Raw genomic sequence first — 14,747 nt, forward strand, 5'->3', positions numbered from 1 at the left:
GGTCAGCTGTTGGTGAAGCCAATGAAATCGTCGGGGGCAGCCCTGCCCATCTCCTCCTCCCAATGGCGGCGGCAGAGCGAGACATAGACGTCCTTGCCGATAGCGACCTGCTGGCCCTGCTTGGCCACCTTGCCGTCGGAGCCGAGCCTGACCACCATCGTGGCCTTGCGGCCGCAGCGGCAGATGGTACGCACCTCGCGCAGGTCGTCGGCGATGGCGAGCAGCGCGCGCGAGCCGGAAAACAGCTTGCCCTGGAAATCGGTGCGCAGACCGTAGCACATGACCGGGATGTTCAGCCGATCGGCGATGCGCGCGAGCTGCCAGACCTGCTCCTCCTCGAGGAACTGAGCCTCGTCGACGAACACGCAATGCACCGTCGTATGTTCGTTATGCTCGGCGACCCTGGCGAAGAGGTCGTCGCCGTCGCGGAACATCTCGGCCTCGGATTCGAGACCGATGCGCGACGAGATGAGCCCGCTGTCGCCCTTGCGATAGTGGCCGGCGACGAACAGCATCGTCGACATGCCGCGTTCGCGATAATTGTAGGACGCCTGCAAGAGCATCGTCGTCTTGCCGGCGTTCATCGTCGCGTAGTGGAAGTAGAGCTTGGCCATGCCATCCTTCTAAGCTCACATGTCGGCGCTCGGGGAGGGGGGCCGAGGCTCCGTCCACCAAAAACCTCCCTGCAGTCTAAAATCCGATGTCGGTCAAAAACCCGTCATGTCGTTTACTGGCCAGTGCGCGCCGTTCATCGTGACGTTGAACCGCTTGAAACAACTTCAAAATGGTGTTTGGCTGACGAAACAAGGCGGGCGCAAGAACCGTGACTTCGCATCGCCAAAGAAATTGCAATGGGAGAAAGTTCATGTCGCGTATGAAATCTATCGTCGCAGGCGTCGGCCTTGCGGCGCTTCTGACCACGACGGCCGCTTATGCCGGCGATCCGGCGAGCTGCAAGGCGGTTCGCCTGTCCGATGTCGGCTGGACCGACATCCAGGCCACGACGGGGCTGGCTTCGGTGCTGCTCACCGCGCTCGGCTACGAGCCGCAGACGATCCAGCTCTCGGTGCCGGTGACCATGGCTTCGCTGAAGAACAAGGACCTCGACGTCTTCCTCGGCAACTGGATGCCGTCGATGACCAACGACATCAAGGACTACACCGCCGACGGCTCGGTCGAGACGATCAGCACCAACCTGACCGGCGCCGGCTACGGCATCGTCGTGCCGACCTATGTCGCGGATGCCGGCGTCAAGACGCTGACCGATCTCGGCAAGTTCAAGGACAAGTTCAGCGGCAAGATCTACGGCATCGAGGCCGGCAATGACGGCAACCGCATCATCCTCGACATGATCAAGAACCCGAAGGACAATCTCGAGGGCTTCGAACTGGTCGAGTCGTCGGAAGCCGGCATGCTGACGCAGGCCGAGCAGTCGATGAAGAACAATGAGTGGATCGCCTTCCTCGGCTGGACGCCGCATCCGGTGATGGGCGCCATGAAGATCACCTATCTCGACGGCATGGGCGACAGCGGCTTCGGCGCCGCCACCGTCTACACCAACGTGCGCAAGGGCTACACCACCGAATGCCCGAACGCCGGCAAGTTCATCGCCAACCTGAAGTTCAATCTCGACATGGAAGGCGAGATGATGGACGCGATCCTGAAGGGCGGCGATGCCCAGACGGTGGCGAAAGACTGGCTGAAGAAGCATCCCGACGCCGTTGCGCCGTGGATTGCCGGCGTCACCACCTTTGATGGCGGCGACGCGGCTGCCGCCGTCAAGACCGCGCTCGGGAGCTGAGCCGGCTTTGGGTCCGGAATGATCATCCGGAAGAGGGCAGCCAGTAGAAAAGGCTGCCCTTTTTCTTAAAGCGCGTTGCGCTTTAAGTCTCTGTTTTTACGCATGTCATTTTCCCAAACCCGCCGCATATTTTTGGGTGACATGCGTTATCCTATGAGAAGGTGACCGTACGGCAAGTGCGGCGCAGCCGAGAGGGGAAAGATGGATCCGATTTCGAAATTCCTGACCGACTACAAAATCCCCATCGGGCCGTGGGGCAAGGCGTTCTTCGGCTTCCTGACCGACAATTTCGACACGATCTTCCGGGCGTTTTCAAACGGGCTGAATTTCATCCTCGACGGGGCGGTGAATCTCCTGCTGATGGTGCCGCCGGTGCTTCTGGCGCTGGTCATCGCGATCGTCGCCTGGCTGCTGCAGCGGTCGCGGCCGCTCGCCATCGGTGTCTTCCTCGGCCTGATCTTCATCATCAACCAGAACCTGTGGAAGCAGACGGTGCAGACGCTGGTGCTGGTTGTTGCTGCCGCGGCCATGGCGATGGCGATCGGCGTGCCGCTCGGCATCTGGGCCGCGCACAAGCCGAAGGTCTACCGCTTCATGCTGCCGGTGCTCGACCTGATGCAAACGCTGCCGACCTTCGTCTACCTGATCCCGGTGCTCACCCTGTTCGGGCTCGGCAACGCGCCCGGTCTCATCGTCACTATCATCTTCGTCATCCCGACGGCAGTCAGGCTCACCCATCTCGGCGTGGTCTCGGTGCCCAAGGCGATCATCGAAGCGGGCGAAGCGTTCGGCGCCACCAAGCGCCAGCTTCTGTGGAAGGTGGAGCTGCCCTCGGCGCTGCCGACCATCATGGCGGGCCTGACGCAGTCGATCATGCTGTCGCTGTCGATGGTGGTGTTCGCCGCCCTGATCGGCGCCGGCGGCCTCGGCACGGAAATCAACCGCGCGCTCGGCTCGCGCCGCATCGATCTCGGGCTTGAGGCGGGCCTAGCCATCGTGGTGCTCGCCATCGTGCTCGACCGCATGACCCGCATCGGCGTTGGAGGCAAGAAATGACCGTCGCGGTTGATTTCAAGAACGTAGACATCGTCTTTGGCGCCGATCAGGCCGGTTCGCTGGCGCTGATCGACCAGGGCGCCACGCGTGCCGAGATCCTGGAAAAGACCGGCAATGTGCTGGGTTGCGCCGGCGCCAGCCTCACCGTGCATGAAGGCGAGATCTCGGTGCTGATGGGCCTGTCCGGCTCCGGCAAGTCGACCCTGCTCAGAGCCGTCAACCGGCTGAACGTCGTGTCGCGCGGCCAGGTGCTGGTCAAGGACGGCGACCGCACCGTCGATGTCGTCACCTGCGACGAGGCGACTTTGCGGCGGCTGCGGCAGAAGCAGGTGGCCATGGTGTTCCAGCAGTTCGGGCTGCTGCCCTGGCGCACCGTCGAGGAAAATGTCGGCTTCGGCCTCGAGCTTGCCGGCGTGCCGGAAGCCGAGCGCAAGGCGCGGGTGCGGAAGCAGCTGCAGCTCGTCCATCTCGACCAGTGGTCGAAGAAATACGCGCATGAGCTTTCGGGCGGCATGCAGCAGCGCGTCGGCCTGGCGCGCGCCTTCGCCACCGAGGCGCCGATCCTGTTGATGGACGAGCCGTTCTCGGCGCTCGACCCGCTGATCCGCACCAAGCTGCAAGACGAACTGCTGCAGCTCCAGGCCGAGCTCAAGAAGACCATCATCTTCGTCAGCCACGACCTCGAGGAGGCGCTGAAGATCGGCAGCCACATCACGATCATGGAAGGCGGCCGCATCGTGCAGACCGGCGCGCCGGAAGACATCGTTCTCCGACCCGCCAACGACTATGTCCGCGACTTCATCGCCAATGTTAACCCGCTGTCGGTGCTGACGGCGTGGAACGTGATGCGCGACCGCCGCGACCTGGAGCAAGGCGACAATGGCTGGGTGTGGCTCGACCGGCGCAAGACGACGCGCTTCAAGATCGACGAGCATGGCCTGGTGGCCGCGGCCGAGCGCGACGGCAAGCCGGCGGTATGGGTTTCCTGCGCCGATGTCGAGCGCCAGCCGGAGGAGGGGGCCCAGGTGTTCTGGGCCAATCCCGGCACGCCACTGAAAACGGTGATGCTCGCCATGCACCGCTCGCAGACGGCGCCGGTGGCGCTGTTCGACGAAGGCTCGCGCTTCGTCGGCGCGATCGGCATCCGGGATGTGCTCAGCGCAGTGCTGAGGCGATAGGCTTCTTTCGCGGGCACGCCGGATCTCCGGTCCGCGCGCAGCCCGCGGCTTGTCTTTCGCTTCCTTCGGGCGCAGAATCCACCTGCTGCGTGGCCATGCGCCAGAGGGGTGATGCCGACGTCGCGCATACGGGTTCCAGGCGCGATAGCGCTGTCGATTGTCGTGGGCGTCTCGCTTGGAAGCGGCGCGGCGTTCGCCCAAGATTTTGTCATCGGCAATGGCGTCATCGCCGGTCAGCAGACGATGAATGATGCCGGCGACACCGGCATCGTGCAGGCGAATGGAGCGATCGAAACATTCGGCGCCGGCGTCGATGCCGTGCGGATGTTCAATTCGGGTCAGCGGCTGACCAATTACGGGCTAATCGCAACATTGGGCGGCGGTGCCGCCAATGCGCATTCGCAAGGGCTCGACGCGACCATCCTCAACAACGGAGCGATCCTGGCGATCGGCGATGGCTCAATCGGCGTTTTGTCGGAAGGCGGCAATGCGCGTATCGTGAACAACGGCTCAATAGAAACGCTTGGCATCGCCACATACGGCATCATCAGCGATGCCCCGGGCGGGCATGTGGACAACCATGGCTTCATCGGCGTTTCCGGCACGGCTGCCGCAGGCATAATCGGCGATGGGCCGGACCTGACGGTGGACAACAGCGGATCCATCGAGGCCTATGGCACCGCGGCCGGCGGGATTCTCTGGCAGAGCGACGGGCTGCGAGTCGACAATTCCGGGTCGATCGTTGTGTCGGGCCTTGCTTCCATCGGCATCGGCGCCAGCGGCAATGACATCGCGATCGCCAACAGCGGCACGGTCGATGTCTTCGGGACAGCTTCGACGGGTATCACTACGCTGTTCGGCAACGCCACGATCACCAATTCCGGTTTGGTGATCGTAGAGGGTCTGGGCGGTGTCGGCATTGCGGCCCAGGGCGGCAACTCCGTCATCACCAATTCCGGTCGCGTCTTCAGCGACCAGAGCGTGGCGATCTATTTCGGCGCGCCCGGCGCCACGCTGAACCTGTTGGGCGGGACCGCCATTCAGGGGCCGATCGTCTTTTCCGGCGGCGGCAATACGGTCACATTCGGCCCGGGGTTGAATGCCGTCATGAGTTTTTCGGGAAGCGGCCTGCCGCAGACCGTGCTGACTGGCGGCAGACCGTTCGTGACGAGCGGCGACAGCGTGGCGGTGGTCGACATCAGCGGGTTTGCGAGCAACGCGCCGCTGCTCGAAGACCTTGTCGACGGCATAGCCGGCGCAGTCGAGGCGCGCATGCCCGCTTCAAGCGACGATTTGCCTGCGCCGCATAAAGGTCCAGACGTCTGGATCGCGACATTCGGCGGGCTACGCTCCGAGGGGAGCTCCGGCGCATCGACCGGGTTCAGCGAGGCGCTGGGCGGCGTGATCGCCGGCGCGGAAAGGCGCTCGGGTGACGGCTTCCTTGGTGGCTTGTTCCTCGGCGGCGCCGTGGGATCGACCGAGGTCGACGATGACGCGCAGGAGATCGTCCATCGCGGCGCGTTTGCGGGTGGCTACCTCGGCTATGACGGAGCTGCGCATTTCGTCGAGGCGGCATTCGTCGCCGGCGTGCTGCAGGAGCGTAGCCGCCGTCATGTCGCGAACAATCTGGTGCTCGGCGGCATCGAGACGGCGCGGGCTGATTTCAACGGCGTCTTCCTCAGCCCGTCGGTCACGCTCGGCATGCGGCTGCCGGTCGGAGCCGGCACGCTGATCCCTAGCGTGCGGCTGCGCTATGCGGGGCTCTTCATCGACGACTACGCGGAGACCGGCTCGGACAGCGATCTTGCGGTATCGCGGCGTGACGTCAACGTCTTCGAGGCGCGTGGTCAGCTCGCGCTGGCTTTGACGCCTGTCAGCACGCCAACGCAGGCTTGGCAAACCACGCTTCGCGCCGGGGTCGACGCGATCGCGCAAAGCAGTGGCGACGTTTCGGCGACGCTGCTCGGGCAGGACATCTCATTTCCCGCGGGCGGCAGAAAATTTGTCTTGCGCGGCTTTGCCGGCGCGGACGTCGCGGCGGAGGTGGGCGCCGGCCTGACGCTCAATGCCGGCTTCGAGGCCGGTTACGGGACCGACAACGCCTTCACTGTCCGAGGCCTGGCTCGCCTCAGCAAGGCTTTTTGAGGGTTCTGATCGACCAGCCCGTACCGCATTCGAGGGCCGATATCCCGCAGCTGCGGGGAAGGCCGTCTACCGGCATATATATTTTTCGAAATCCATTCTGATTCCAGAGGCCTATGCAGTAGAATATTGCTACGGCCGCGAGGGCGATGCCCGGCGGTGAAAATGCAGCGGGGTACGCGACGATGATTTTCCGCCAGCTCTTCGATTCCGTCTCGGGCACCTACTCCTATCTGCTCGCCAGCCGGCGCGGCGGCGAGGCGCTGATCATCGATCCGGTGCTGGAGAAGGTCGAGCGCTATCTGCAACTGGTCAACGAACTCGATCTCAGGCTGGTCAAGGCGGTGGACACGCATCTCCATGCCGACCATATCACCGGTCTCGGCGCGCTGCGCGACAGGACGCATTGCGTGACCGTGATGGGCGAGCAGACCAAGGCCGACGTGGTATCGATGCGGCTTGCCGACGGCGACAAGCTCGGCATCGAAGGGCTGGCGCTCGACGTCATCTACACGCCCGGCCACACCGACGATTCCTACAGCTTCGTCCTGCCCGATCGTGTCTTCACCGGCGATACGCTGCTCATTCGCGGCACCGGCCGCACCGACTTCCAGAATGGCGATCCGCGCCAGCAGTATGAATCGATCTTCGGCCGCCTGCTCAAGCTCCCCGACGAGACGCTGATCTTCCCGGCGCATGACTACAAGGGCGAGACCGTATCGACGATCGGCGAGGAGAAGGCTTTCAATCCGCGCCTGCAGGTGAAGTCGGTCGACGAATATGTGAACATCATGAACAATCTCAATCTGTCCAACCCGAAGATGATGGATGTTGCCGTGCCCGCCAACATGCGCGTCGGATTGCATCAGGACGACATCGCCAGGCGCGGCTGGGCGGTGAGCGCCGAGCAGGCGCTGGCGCTGGTCGGGCGGCCCGACGTGGCGTTGATCGACCTGCGCGAGCAGTCGGAGCGCGAGCGCCACGGCGTCATCCCCGGCGCCATCCATCTGCCCTATGCGCGGCTGCAGGAGAACATCATGGCCGGCGGCATGCTGCATGAGCTGGCCAAATCGACAGCCAAGCAGTTGCTGTTCTACTGCGCCTTCGGCGAGCGTTCGGCGATGGCGGTGCAAGCAGCGCAGGACGTCGGGATTTCCAGCGCCCGCCACATCCAGGGCGGCATCGACGCCTGGCGGAAGGCCAGCGGCCCGCTCGTGCATTAGCAGTGGCCTAATTCAGCCCGATCAGCTTGGCGCCGTTGCGAAACAGAGCTTCCCCGTCCCGGTCGAAGCGGAAGGTGGCGATGAAATCGTCGGCGCGATAGTTCGGCAAGGTGCTGCGGATCGTGGCGGCGAAGGTCCTCGCCTCGTCCTGCCGGCCAGCCAGCGCCAGGCAATGCGCGGCGATCGCCAGGATGATGACATGGGCGTTTGGCCTCGCGGCTGCCTTCAGCGCCCATTCGGCCGCCGCTTCGAATTCGCCGAGCCGCGCGTGGGCCATGGCGCGTGCGCCCATCATGCCGAACAGCAGCGGATCGAAGGGGCTGAGGTGACGCGAATGGTCGGATGAGCCGATCGCCGATTGCGGGTCGCCCGACTGAGAATGGACGAAGGACAGCGCGTAGTGACCAAGCGCGAAATTGGGGCTGAGGTCGACGGCGCTCGCCAGTTCCAGCAGCGCGCCGTCCTGTTCGCCGCGCAGCCACAGCGCTCGGCCCATTGCCCAGTGGGCGGCGGGGTTGCGATCGTCCACCAGCAGGCTCTGGCCGGCGCTTTCGAAGGCAAGCGCTGTCTCGCGATCGCGGTCGCCCCAGCGTTGGAAAGCGTTCTGCCAGTGGGTGAAGGACATGCCGGCATAGGCGCGCGCGAAAGTGGGATCGAGCTTCAGCGCCTCGCCGAAGAAATGCTGCGCCAGCTCGTTTTCCTGGCGGGTGAAGCGATACATGTGCCAGAGGCCGCGATGGTAGGCCTCCCAGGCGTTGAGCGAATTGGGCGCCTTCAGCAATGCGCGGTTGCGCTCCACCGTCGCGATCTCCGCGGCGATGGAGGAAACGATGCTGTTGCCGATATCCTCGATGACGATGAAGATGTCGTCGGGCTTGTGCTCGAACGTCTCGGCCCAGACGATCCTTGCCGTGCGCACCTCGACAAGCTCGACCGACACGACGAAACGGCCCGGCAGGCTCCGCGCCGAGCCTGTCGCGACATAATCGACATTCAGCCTGCGCCCGGCGTCTTCCGGCGCGACGTTCTTTTCGGCGAGCGCGAAGACCGAGCCGCGGGCGATGACGAAGAAATCGCGAAGCTTGGCAAGCCGCGTGATGATGTCATGCGTGAGGCCGTCGGCAAGCCCGCCGCGGAAGCCGCCGGTGCCGGCGCTCTCCGCAAAAGGCATCACGGCGAGCGAAGCTCGGCGTGTCGCCGCGGATTCGGGCTCGATCGCGGCGACTGGCGATACCGGGAACGGGGAAGCAGGCTCGGATCTGGTGCCTGGCGTTGCCCTGGCATTGCGGGCTCTTATCTCCTGCCAGGCCTCGCGCAACGGCGTGAAATCCAGATCTTCCGAACGAAACAGCTCCGCTGCTGTCGCAATGTGCTCCTCGCCGGCGCCGAATTGCCGGCGGTGGGCCAGATTTTCCAGCAGCGCCACATGCGCGCGCCCGTCGAACGGCGCGAGCTCCAACCATTTGTCGATACAGGCGCCGGCCTCATCGGCTCCGGGCGGGAGAAGGCCGATGATGTGCTCCAGGACCGCGACATGGCATGCGCTAAAACGGCGGCGCTGCGCCGTCAGCCAGCTGCCGAAATGCGGGCTGCGATCGACCTCCAGCCCGTCGAGAAAGTCGCCGGCGAACAATTCCGCAAGCGTCCGCAGGCGGTCGAGGCCAAGCGTCTCGATCCCTTCCGCTATCGCGGCAGCAGCCTCGATCGCATCGACGCTCGTATCGCCGAGGCGAAGCGCCACAGTGTCGCCTTCGGTTTCGATGCGGTGCAGGCCCGGTTCGTCGAGCGCGGCACGCAGCTTGCTCAGGCACCAGCGCAGCTCGCCGCGCGGGTCGTTGGGGACGTCCCATAGAAGCTCGCAGAGCCGGCTGCGGCTGACGGGGTGGGGGGCCAGCGCCAGATAGGCGAGCAGCGCGCGTAATTTGCGGGATGAGGGCAGCGCGACCGGAACGTCGTCGCGGATAATCGCCAGCGGTCCGAGCAACCGGATCGACAGGCCGGCGGCATCGCCTTTCAGGGCCGGCCGAACGGATTCCACGTCCGTTTCCACGCTCGCTCCCACGCTGACGAGTTGGTCCATGTTCTATCACCAAACACGACAGGGCGCATCCGGCGGCGAATTTTCGAGCCGGATGCGGCCTTTGCCGATTTGCCGGCAAGTCACATGCAAATAACGCGGCAAGGTGTCGAAACCGCGCCGCCCAAGCCGCCGGTTTGTAACCGGCATGTGAGATTTCGAGGAGAAAGCCCATGCTGCATCAATTGAAAATCAGGACCACGGCCGGCCGCGGCCGGCTGTTCGACAGCATTCTCGACACGGTCGGCGACACGCCGGTCATCCGCATCAACAATCTCGGTCCGGGTCATGCGACGATCTATGTCAAGGCCGAGTTCTTCAACCCGGCGGCCTCGGTGAAGGACCGGCTGGCGCTCAACATCATCGAGGAAGGCGAGCGCAGCGGTAAGCTCAAGCCCGGCCAGACCGTGGTCGAGGCGACTAGCGGCAACACCGGTATCGGTCTTGCCATGGTCTGCGCGCAGAAGGGCTACCCGCTGGTGGTGACGATGGCCGACAGCTTCTCCATCGAGCGCCGCAAGCTGATGCGCATGCTGGGCGCCAAGGTGGTGCTGACGCCGCGCGCCCAGAAGGGTTTCGGCATGTACAAGAAGGCGGTCGAGCTTGCCGAGGCCAATGGCTGGTTCCTGGCGCGCCAGTTCGAGACCGAGGCCAATGCCGCTATCCACGAGGCGACCACGGGCCGCGAGATCATCAACGATTTCGCCGGTTCGAGGCTCGACGTCCTTGTCACCGGCTACGGTACCGGCGGCACGGTGACCGGCGTCGGCCGGGTCCTGCGCCAGGAACGGCCGGAAGTCAGGATCGTCCTTGCCGAGCCGGCGAACGCGCAGCTGATCGGCAGCGGCAAGGCCCAAGAGCGCGGCGCCGGTGGGGCGCCGGCAGCCAGCCATCCGGCTTTCGAGCCGCATCCGATCCAGGGCTGGACGCCGGACTTCATCCCCAATGTCCTGCAGGAAGCGATCGACCAGCGCTACTATGACGAGGTGGTGCCGATCCCCGGTCCCGAAGGCATCAAATGGGCGAAGGCGCTGGCGCAGCAGGAAGGCATCTTCACCGGCATTTCCGGTGGCGCCACCTTCGCCGTGGCGCGCCAGATCGCCGGCAAGGCCCCGGCCGGCTCGGTGATCCTGTGCATGCTGCCCGATACCGGCGAACGCTACATGTCGACGCCGCTCTTCGACGGCATCGAGGCCGAGATGGACGCCGAGGAAACCGCGCTCTCGCGATCGACGCCGAGCTGCCAGTTCGACGCCTGAAGATGGATTTCGCGACACCGCCGTTCGAACGGCGGCGTTGCCATCTTGCCTATATTATCCACATGCCGACGGGAGATAAGAATGGACAGCTTTCAGGAGACGGCGGTCGCGGACGAGACGCTCGATCCACCGGACTGGGCCGGTATGGGGACTCTGTCGCACCGGATCCTCGACGACGCCATCGCCTATCTCAAGGATGTGCGTGAGCGTCCGGTCTGGCGCGAGATGCCGGACGAGGTGCGCGCGTTCTTTGATGCGCCGATACCGCGCTCACCGGCGCCGGTGAGCGCGGTCTATGACGATGTCGCCCGCAACGTCATGGCCTATCCGATGGGCAACATCCATCCGCGCTTCTGGGCCTGGTATATGGGATCCAGCAACTTCACCGGCGCGCTCGGCGATTTCCTGGCGGCGATCCAGGGCTCAAATCTCGGCGGCGGCAACCATGCTGCCGGGCTGATGGACAGCCAGGTGGTCAACTGGCTGAAGGAGATGGTGGGCTTTCCGGCCTCGGCGAGCGGGACGCTGGTCAGCGGCGGCTCAATGGCCAACATCATCGGGCTGACGGTGGCGCGCAACGTCAAAGCGGGCGTCGACGTGCGCGAGCGTGGCGTCGGCGCAATGCCCAAGCCACTGCGCTATTACGCCTCGGACCAGGTCCATTCCTGCCACCGCAAGGGCATGGAGGCGCTTGGTCTCGGCAACCGGGCGCTGCGGCGGATACCGACCGATGCGGGCCTTCGCGTCGATATCGCGGCGCTGAAGGCGGCAATCGCCGAAGATAGAGAGGCGGGCTTCAAGCCGGCCTGCGTGATCGGCACCGCCGGCACCGTCAACACAGGCGCGATCGATGATCTTCAGGCGCTGGCGGAAGTCGCGGCCGAAGAAGACCTCTGGTTCCATGTCGACGGCTGCATCGGCGCGCTGATCGCAATCGCGCCCGAGAACAAGTCGCTCGTGGCCGGCATCGACCGAGCGGACTCGATCGCGCTCGATCCGCACAAATGGCTGCATGCACCGTTCGAGGCCGGCTGCGCGCTGGTGCGGGACGCATCCCAGCACCGCAACACTTTTGCCGTCACGCCGGAATATCTGGAATCGGCGCCGCGCGGCCTTGCCTCCGGAGAGTGGCTGCACGACTACGGGCTGCAGACCTCGCGTGGCTTCCGCGCGCTAAAAATCTGGATGGCTCTGAAGGAGCATGGCGTCGAAAAGTTCGGCCGGCTGATCGACCAGAACATCGCCCAGGCCCGCTGCCTCACCGGGCTGATCGAAGCGGAGCCGGCGCTCGAGCTGATGGCGCCGACCACCATCAACATCGTCAGCTTCCGACACCGGCTTCATGGCGGGTCCGAAGAGCGGCTCAAGGCGTTCAACACCGAGATCATGCTGAGACTGCAGGAAGAGGGGATCGCGGCTCTGTCCGACACCACCGTACACGGCCGGCACTGCCTGAGGGTGGCGATCGCCAATCACCGCACGCGCCGCGACGATCTCGACCTGCTGGTGCGCGAGATGCTTCGTGTTGGAAGAGAAATCGAAGCGACCATGTCACAGGCCTAGAAAGCACACGGCCACGGCTTGTCATTCGGGCAGGCCGGCCAACCGCAGGGCCTCGAAATATTTGACGAAATAGGCCGGCCTGATATGCCCCGCCACGTGTGTGAGGTTGGCAAGCGTCAGTTCGGGGTCGAGCGCCAGCGAGCGCGCGATATGCTTGCTCGCGGCATCCAGCCTGCCGGCCATGGCATTGCTGGCGGCCGCGACTCGCAGGCCGGTGAGATAATATGGCTGCGTGCGCGATGCCGCCTCCGCGAGTGGCCACGCGACGTCGTAGCGGCCGGCCACGAAATGGGCGAAGGCGGTGCAGGTCTGCATGAAGAAGGTCAGCGGATCGAGCGGACTCAGCCGTCTTGCCCGCGACAGGTGCTCGATGGCGATGTCCGGATCGTCGTGGCAAGCCTTGAGGCAACCGCTGGCGCTCCAGGCCGCGGCACAGTTCGGGTTTAGCGCGAGCGCACGATCGGCCAGTGACGAGCCGGCCTCGTAATCGCCGATGACATAGCCCAGCGCCAGGCCGCCAAAGGCCAGCGCAACCGCGTCGTCCTGGCCGGCAATGGCGACGTTGCCGACCAGCCGGGAGACCTCGGCCGTCTCTTTCTGTCTGTCGGTCATCCAGCCGTTCGCCATCCGCCAGAAATAGCACCAGGCGGTTGCGCCCTGTGCGGCGGCAAAATCGGGATCGAGCTCGATGGCCTTGTAGAATTGTGGCAGCGCTTCTTCCAACCCCTCCCGCGTCCATCGGTAGAGGCTGGCCATGCCGCGCAGATAGTGGTCGTAAGCGTCGAGACTTTCGGTGGGCTTGCGCTTGGCGCGTGCCATCTCGGCCTGTTCGAGCCGGGGCGAAATCGCGCCGATGACGCGGGAGGCGACGAGGTCCTGCAGTTCGAACACCTCCGAAACGTCACCTTCGAACCGGTCTGCCCACAGAGTCACCCCGGCCGCTGCCTCGACGAGTTGGCCTGCCACGCGCAGCCGGCTGCCGGCCCTGCGGACGCTGCCCTCCAGCACGTAGCGCACCCCGAGTTCGCGCGCGACGCGCGTGACGTCGACCGCCTGGCCCTTATAGGCGAAGGCGGAATTTCGCGCGATCACGAACAGCCAATTCACATGCGACAGCGCCGTCGTGATCTCCTCGACAACGCCGTCAGTGAAATATTCCTGCTCGGCGTCGCCACTCATGTTCTGGAACGGCAGGACAGCGATCGACGGTTTTTCCGGCACAGAGACGGCAGGACGTGCCGCCTTGGCTTCGAGGAGAGACAGTTCGGCCTGAGGCGGCCCGCGATCGGCTGCGGGCTCCCCCAGCTCCGCGGTCGCCTCGATCCGTTCGACCAGCGCCCGCGTCGCCTCTTCGGGTTCGACGTCGAACTCGCGCTTTAGCGCTTCCTTGCAGGCCAGGAACTGCCGGAAGGCATCGTTGGTCTTGCCGCGGCGGCGGAAGATGCGAATGAGGGCGCGATGAGCCTGCTCGGCACATGGATCGAGCGCCACTAATCTTTCGGCCAATGCTTTGCAGACCTCTTCCTCGCGCGGACCCAGCTCCGGCAAGAGGCTTAGCCGCTCGACCAGATCCAGCGCCTTACGAGTATAGTTCGCGCGAAGCGGCGCGAGCCAGTCGTCAATCTCGCCGGGGGACGACTGCCCGTCGAGGAGTTCGCTCCGGTAGAGGTCAGCCGCTGCCGCTAGGCTCGCGCCGTCATCGGCCCGGCACCCCCGGTCGAAAATCCAGATGTCGGCCTCGTCGGCATTCGCCGCCAGCCAGATTGTGTCGGCATTGCCTTCGATGCGAATGGCCTCGTCCCCCGTGGAGGGAAACAGCCGCCTTATGTCGACGAGAGCCTGACGCAAGCTGTTTCGCGCCTGCTGCTCGCCACTGCCAGCCCACAGCATCGCGGCGACCCTGTCGCGGCGAAGGCCCTTGGGGCCGGCCAGAACGAGGGCGGCAAAGAGCAGCGACGTCTTGCGCGTCGCGAAGTGCAGAGGTTGCCCGCCCGCGGAGACAACCTCGATGCCGCCAAGCAACCGGATATGCACCCCAGCCCCCGTGAAACAGCCATGGGCAGAATATCACGTCCTGCAGCCGACTTAACGCCGATTTAGCGCGGTTTTTGCCGCGCTTTCACGCCTGGATGAACATTGGCCAAGCGCGTCGATGGGACATTGCCTCGTAAATTCGAACGAAGGAGAATGGCAATGGCGTATATCAGCATCAGAGCCTTCCAGCCCACCACCCGCTTTGCCGGCACGCTTGCCACCAACATCGCGATGGTCTTCGCTGGGCTCCAGCATCGATATCAGGATGCAAGGCAGCGCCGGGCTTTGGCCGGCCTGTCGATTTCGGAACTGAAGGATTTCGGCTACCCGGTCGATGAGGCTCCTGCCGATGTCGCGGCCCGCGACCGCATCATCAGGCATCGCGCGCGCCAGTGAACCGCTCGCGAGTGGGCG

Annotated in this window: 11 protein-coding genes; 8 read left to right on the forward strand and 3 right to left on the reverse strand. The window is 64.7% G+C overall.

The window, feature by feature from the left end; genetic code table 11:
- Positions 1-2: 2 nt before the first annotated feature.
- On the reverse strand, positions 3-614 hold the full coding sequence (locus EN862_RS03595) for a thymidine kinase (RefSeq protein ID WP_127864473.1): 612 nt from the start codon (positions 612-614) through the stop codon (positions 3-5).
- Positions 615-865: 251 nt separating this feature from the next.
- Here EN862_RS03595 and EN862_RS03600 point away from each other — a divergent pair, with 251 nt between their 5' ends.
- The 5 genes from EN862_RS03600 to EN862_RS03620 all read left to right on the forward strand — a co-directional run bounded on the left by EN862_RS03600 (position 866) and on the right by EN862_RS03620 (position 7,400).
- Positions 866-1,801, forward strand: a complete 936-nt coding sequence (locus tag EN862_RS03600; RefSeq protein WP_127864474.1) for a choline ABC transporter substrate-binding protein — start codon at positions 866-868, stop codon at positions 1,799-1,801.
- 201 nt (positions 1,802-2,002) lie between these two features.
- Entirely contained in the window at positions 2,003-2,857 is an 855-nt protein-coding gene (gene choW, locus EN862_RS03605; RefSeq protein WP_127864475.1) for a choline ABC transporter permease subunit, read from the forward strand.
- Positions 2,854-4,035, forward strand: a complete 1,182-nt coding sequence (gene choV, locus EN862_RS03610) for a choline ABC transporter ATP-binding protein (RefSeq protein ID WP_127864476.1) — start codon at positions 2,854-2,856, stop codon at positions 4,033-4,035. Before choW ends, choV begins: the two co-directional genes overlap by 4 nt.
- Before the next feature lie 111 nt (positions 4,036-4,146).
- Positions 4,147-6,180, forward strand: coding sequence for an autotransporter outer membrane beta-barrel domain-containing protein (locus tag EN862_RS03615; protein ID WP_127864477.1), 2,034 nt, complete (start codon positions 4,147-4,149; stop codon positions 6,178-6,180).
- A 182-nt stretch (positions 6,181-6,362) separates the two neighbouring features.
- Positions 6,363-7,400: an MBL fold metallo-hydrolase gene (locus EN862_RS03620; protein WP_127864478.1), complete on the forward strand. Its 1,038-nt coding sequence runs from the start codon at positions 6,363-6,365 to the stop codon at positions 7,398-7,400.
- A 7-nt stretch (positions 7,401-7,407) separates the two neighbouring features.
- On the opposite strand, the gene EN862_RS03625 is transcribed toward EN862_RS03620, so the two are convergent.
- On the reverse strand, positions 7,408-9,480 hold the full coding sequence (locus tag EN862_RS03625) for a transcriptional regulator (RefSeq protein ID WP_245519492.1): 2,073 nt from the start codon (positions 9,478-9,480) through the stop codon (positions 7,408-7,410).
- 170 nt (positions 9,481-9,650) lie between these two features.
- On the opposite strand from EN862_RS03625, the gene EN862_RS03630 reads away from it, so the two are divergent.
- Both EN862_RS03630 and EN862_RS03635 read left to right on the forward strand, forming a co-directional pair.
- On the forward strand, positions 9,651-10,736 hold the full coding sequence (locus EN862_RS03630) for a pyridoxal-phosphate dependent enzyme (RefSeq protein WP_127864479.1): 1,086 nt from the start codon (positions 9,651-9,653) through the stop codon (positions 10,734-10,736).
- A gap of 81 nt (positions 10,737-10,817) precedes the next feature.
- Positions 10,818-12,299, forward strand: coding sequence for an aspartate aminotransferase family protein (locus EN862_RS03635; protein WP_127864480.1), 1,482 nt, complete (start codon positions 10,818-10,820; stop codon positions 12,297-12,299).
- Between the two features lie 21 nt (positions 12,300-12,320).
- Here the strand turns inward: EN862_RS03635 and EN862_RS03640 are convergent, their stop codons facing one another.
- Positions 12,321-14,333: a BTAD domain-containing putative transcriptional regulator gene (locus EN862_RS03640; protein ID WP_127864481.1), complete on the reverse strand. Its 2,013-nt coding sequence runs from the start codon at positions 14,331-14,333 to the stop codon at positions 12,321-12,323.
- 159 nt (positions 14,334-14,492) lie between these two features.
- Here EN862_RS03640 and EN862_RS03645 point away from each other — a divergent pair, with 159 nt between their 5' ends.
- Entirely contained in the window at positions 14,493-14,729 is a 237-nt protein-coding gene (locus EN862_RS03645; RefSeq protein ID WP_127864482.1) for a hypothetical protein, read from the forward strand.
- The last annotated feature ends 18 nt before the right edge of the window (positions 14,730-14,747 follow it).

The organism is Mesorhizobium sp. M2E.F.Ca.ET.219.01.1.1, assembly GCF_004016445.2.
GTDB lineage: Bacteria > Pseudomonadota > Alphaproteobacteria > Rhizobiales > Rhizobiaceae > Mesorhizobium.

What these genes read in the sequence shown, in the direction of transcription:
- EN862_RS03645 (WP_127864482.1), top strand. Translation starts at nt 14,493, where the DNA reads ATGGCGTATATCAGCATCAGAGCCTTCCAGCCCACCACCCGCTTTGCC.
- EN862_RS03600 (WP_127864474.1), top strand. Translation starts at nt 866, where the DNA reads ATGTCGCGTATGAAATCTATCGTCGCAGGCGTCGGCCTTGCGGCGCTT.
- choW (WP_127864475.1), top strand. Translation starts at nt 2,003, where the DNA reads ATGGATCCGATTTCGAAATTCCTGACCGACTACAAAATCCCCATCGGG.
- EN862_RS03595 (WP_127864473.1), bottom strand. Translation starts at nt 614, where the DNA reads ATGGCCAAGCTCTACTTCCACTACGCGACGATGAACGCCGGCAAGACG.
- EN862_RS03625 (WP_245519492.1), bottom strand. Translation starts at nt 9,480, where the DNA reads ATGGACCAACTCGTCAGCGTGGGAGCGAGCGTGGAAACGGACGTGGAA.
- EN862_RS03615 (WP_127864477.1), top strand. Translation starts at nt 4,147, where the DNA reads ATGCCGACGTCGCGCATACGGGTTCCAGGCGCGATAGCGCTGTCGATT.
- EN862_RS03620 (WP_127864478.1), top strand. Translation starts at nt 6,363, where the DNA reads ATGATTTTCCGCCAGCTCTTCGATTCCGTCTCGGGCACCTACTCCTAT.
- EN862_RS03630 (WP_127864479.1), top strand. Translation starts at nt 9,651, where the DNA reads ATGCTGCATCAATTGAAAATCAGGACCACGGCCGGCCGCGGCCGGCTG.
- EN862_RS03635 (WP_127864480.1), top strand. Translation starts at nt 10,818, where the DNA reads ATGGACAGCTTTCAGGAGACGGCGGTCGCGGACGAGACGCTCGATCCA.
- choV (WP_127864476.1), top strand. Translation starts at nt 2,854, where the DNA reads ATGACCGTCGCGGTTGATTTCAAGAACGTAGACATCGTCTTTGGCGCC.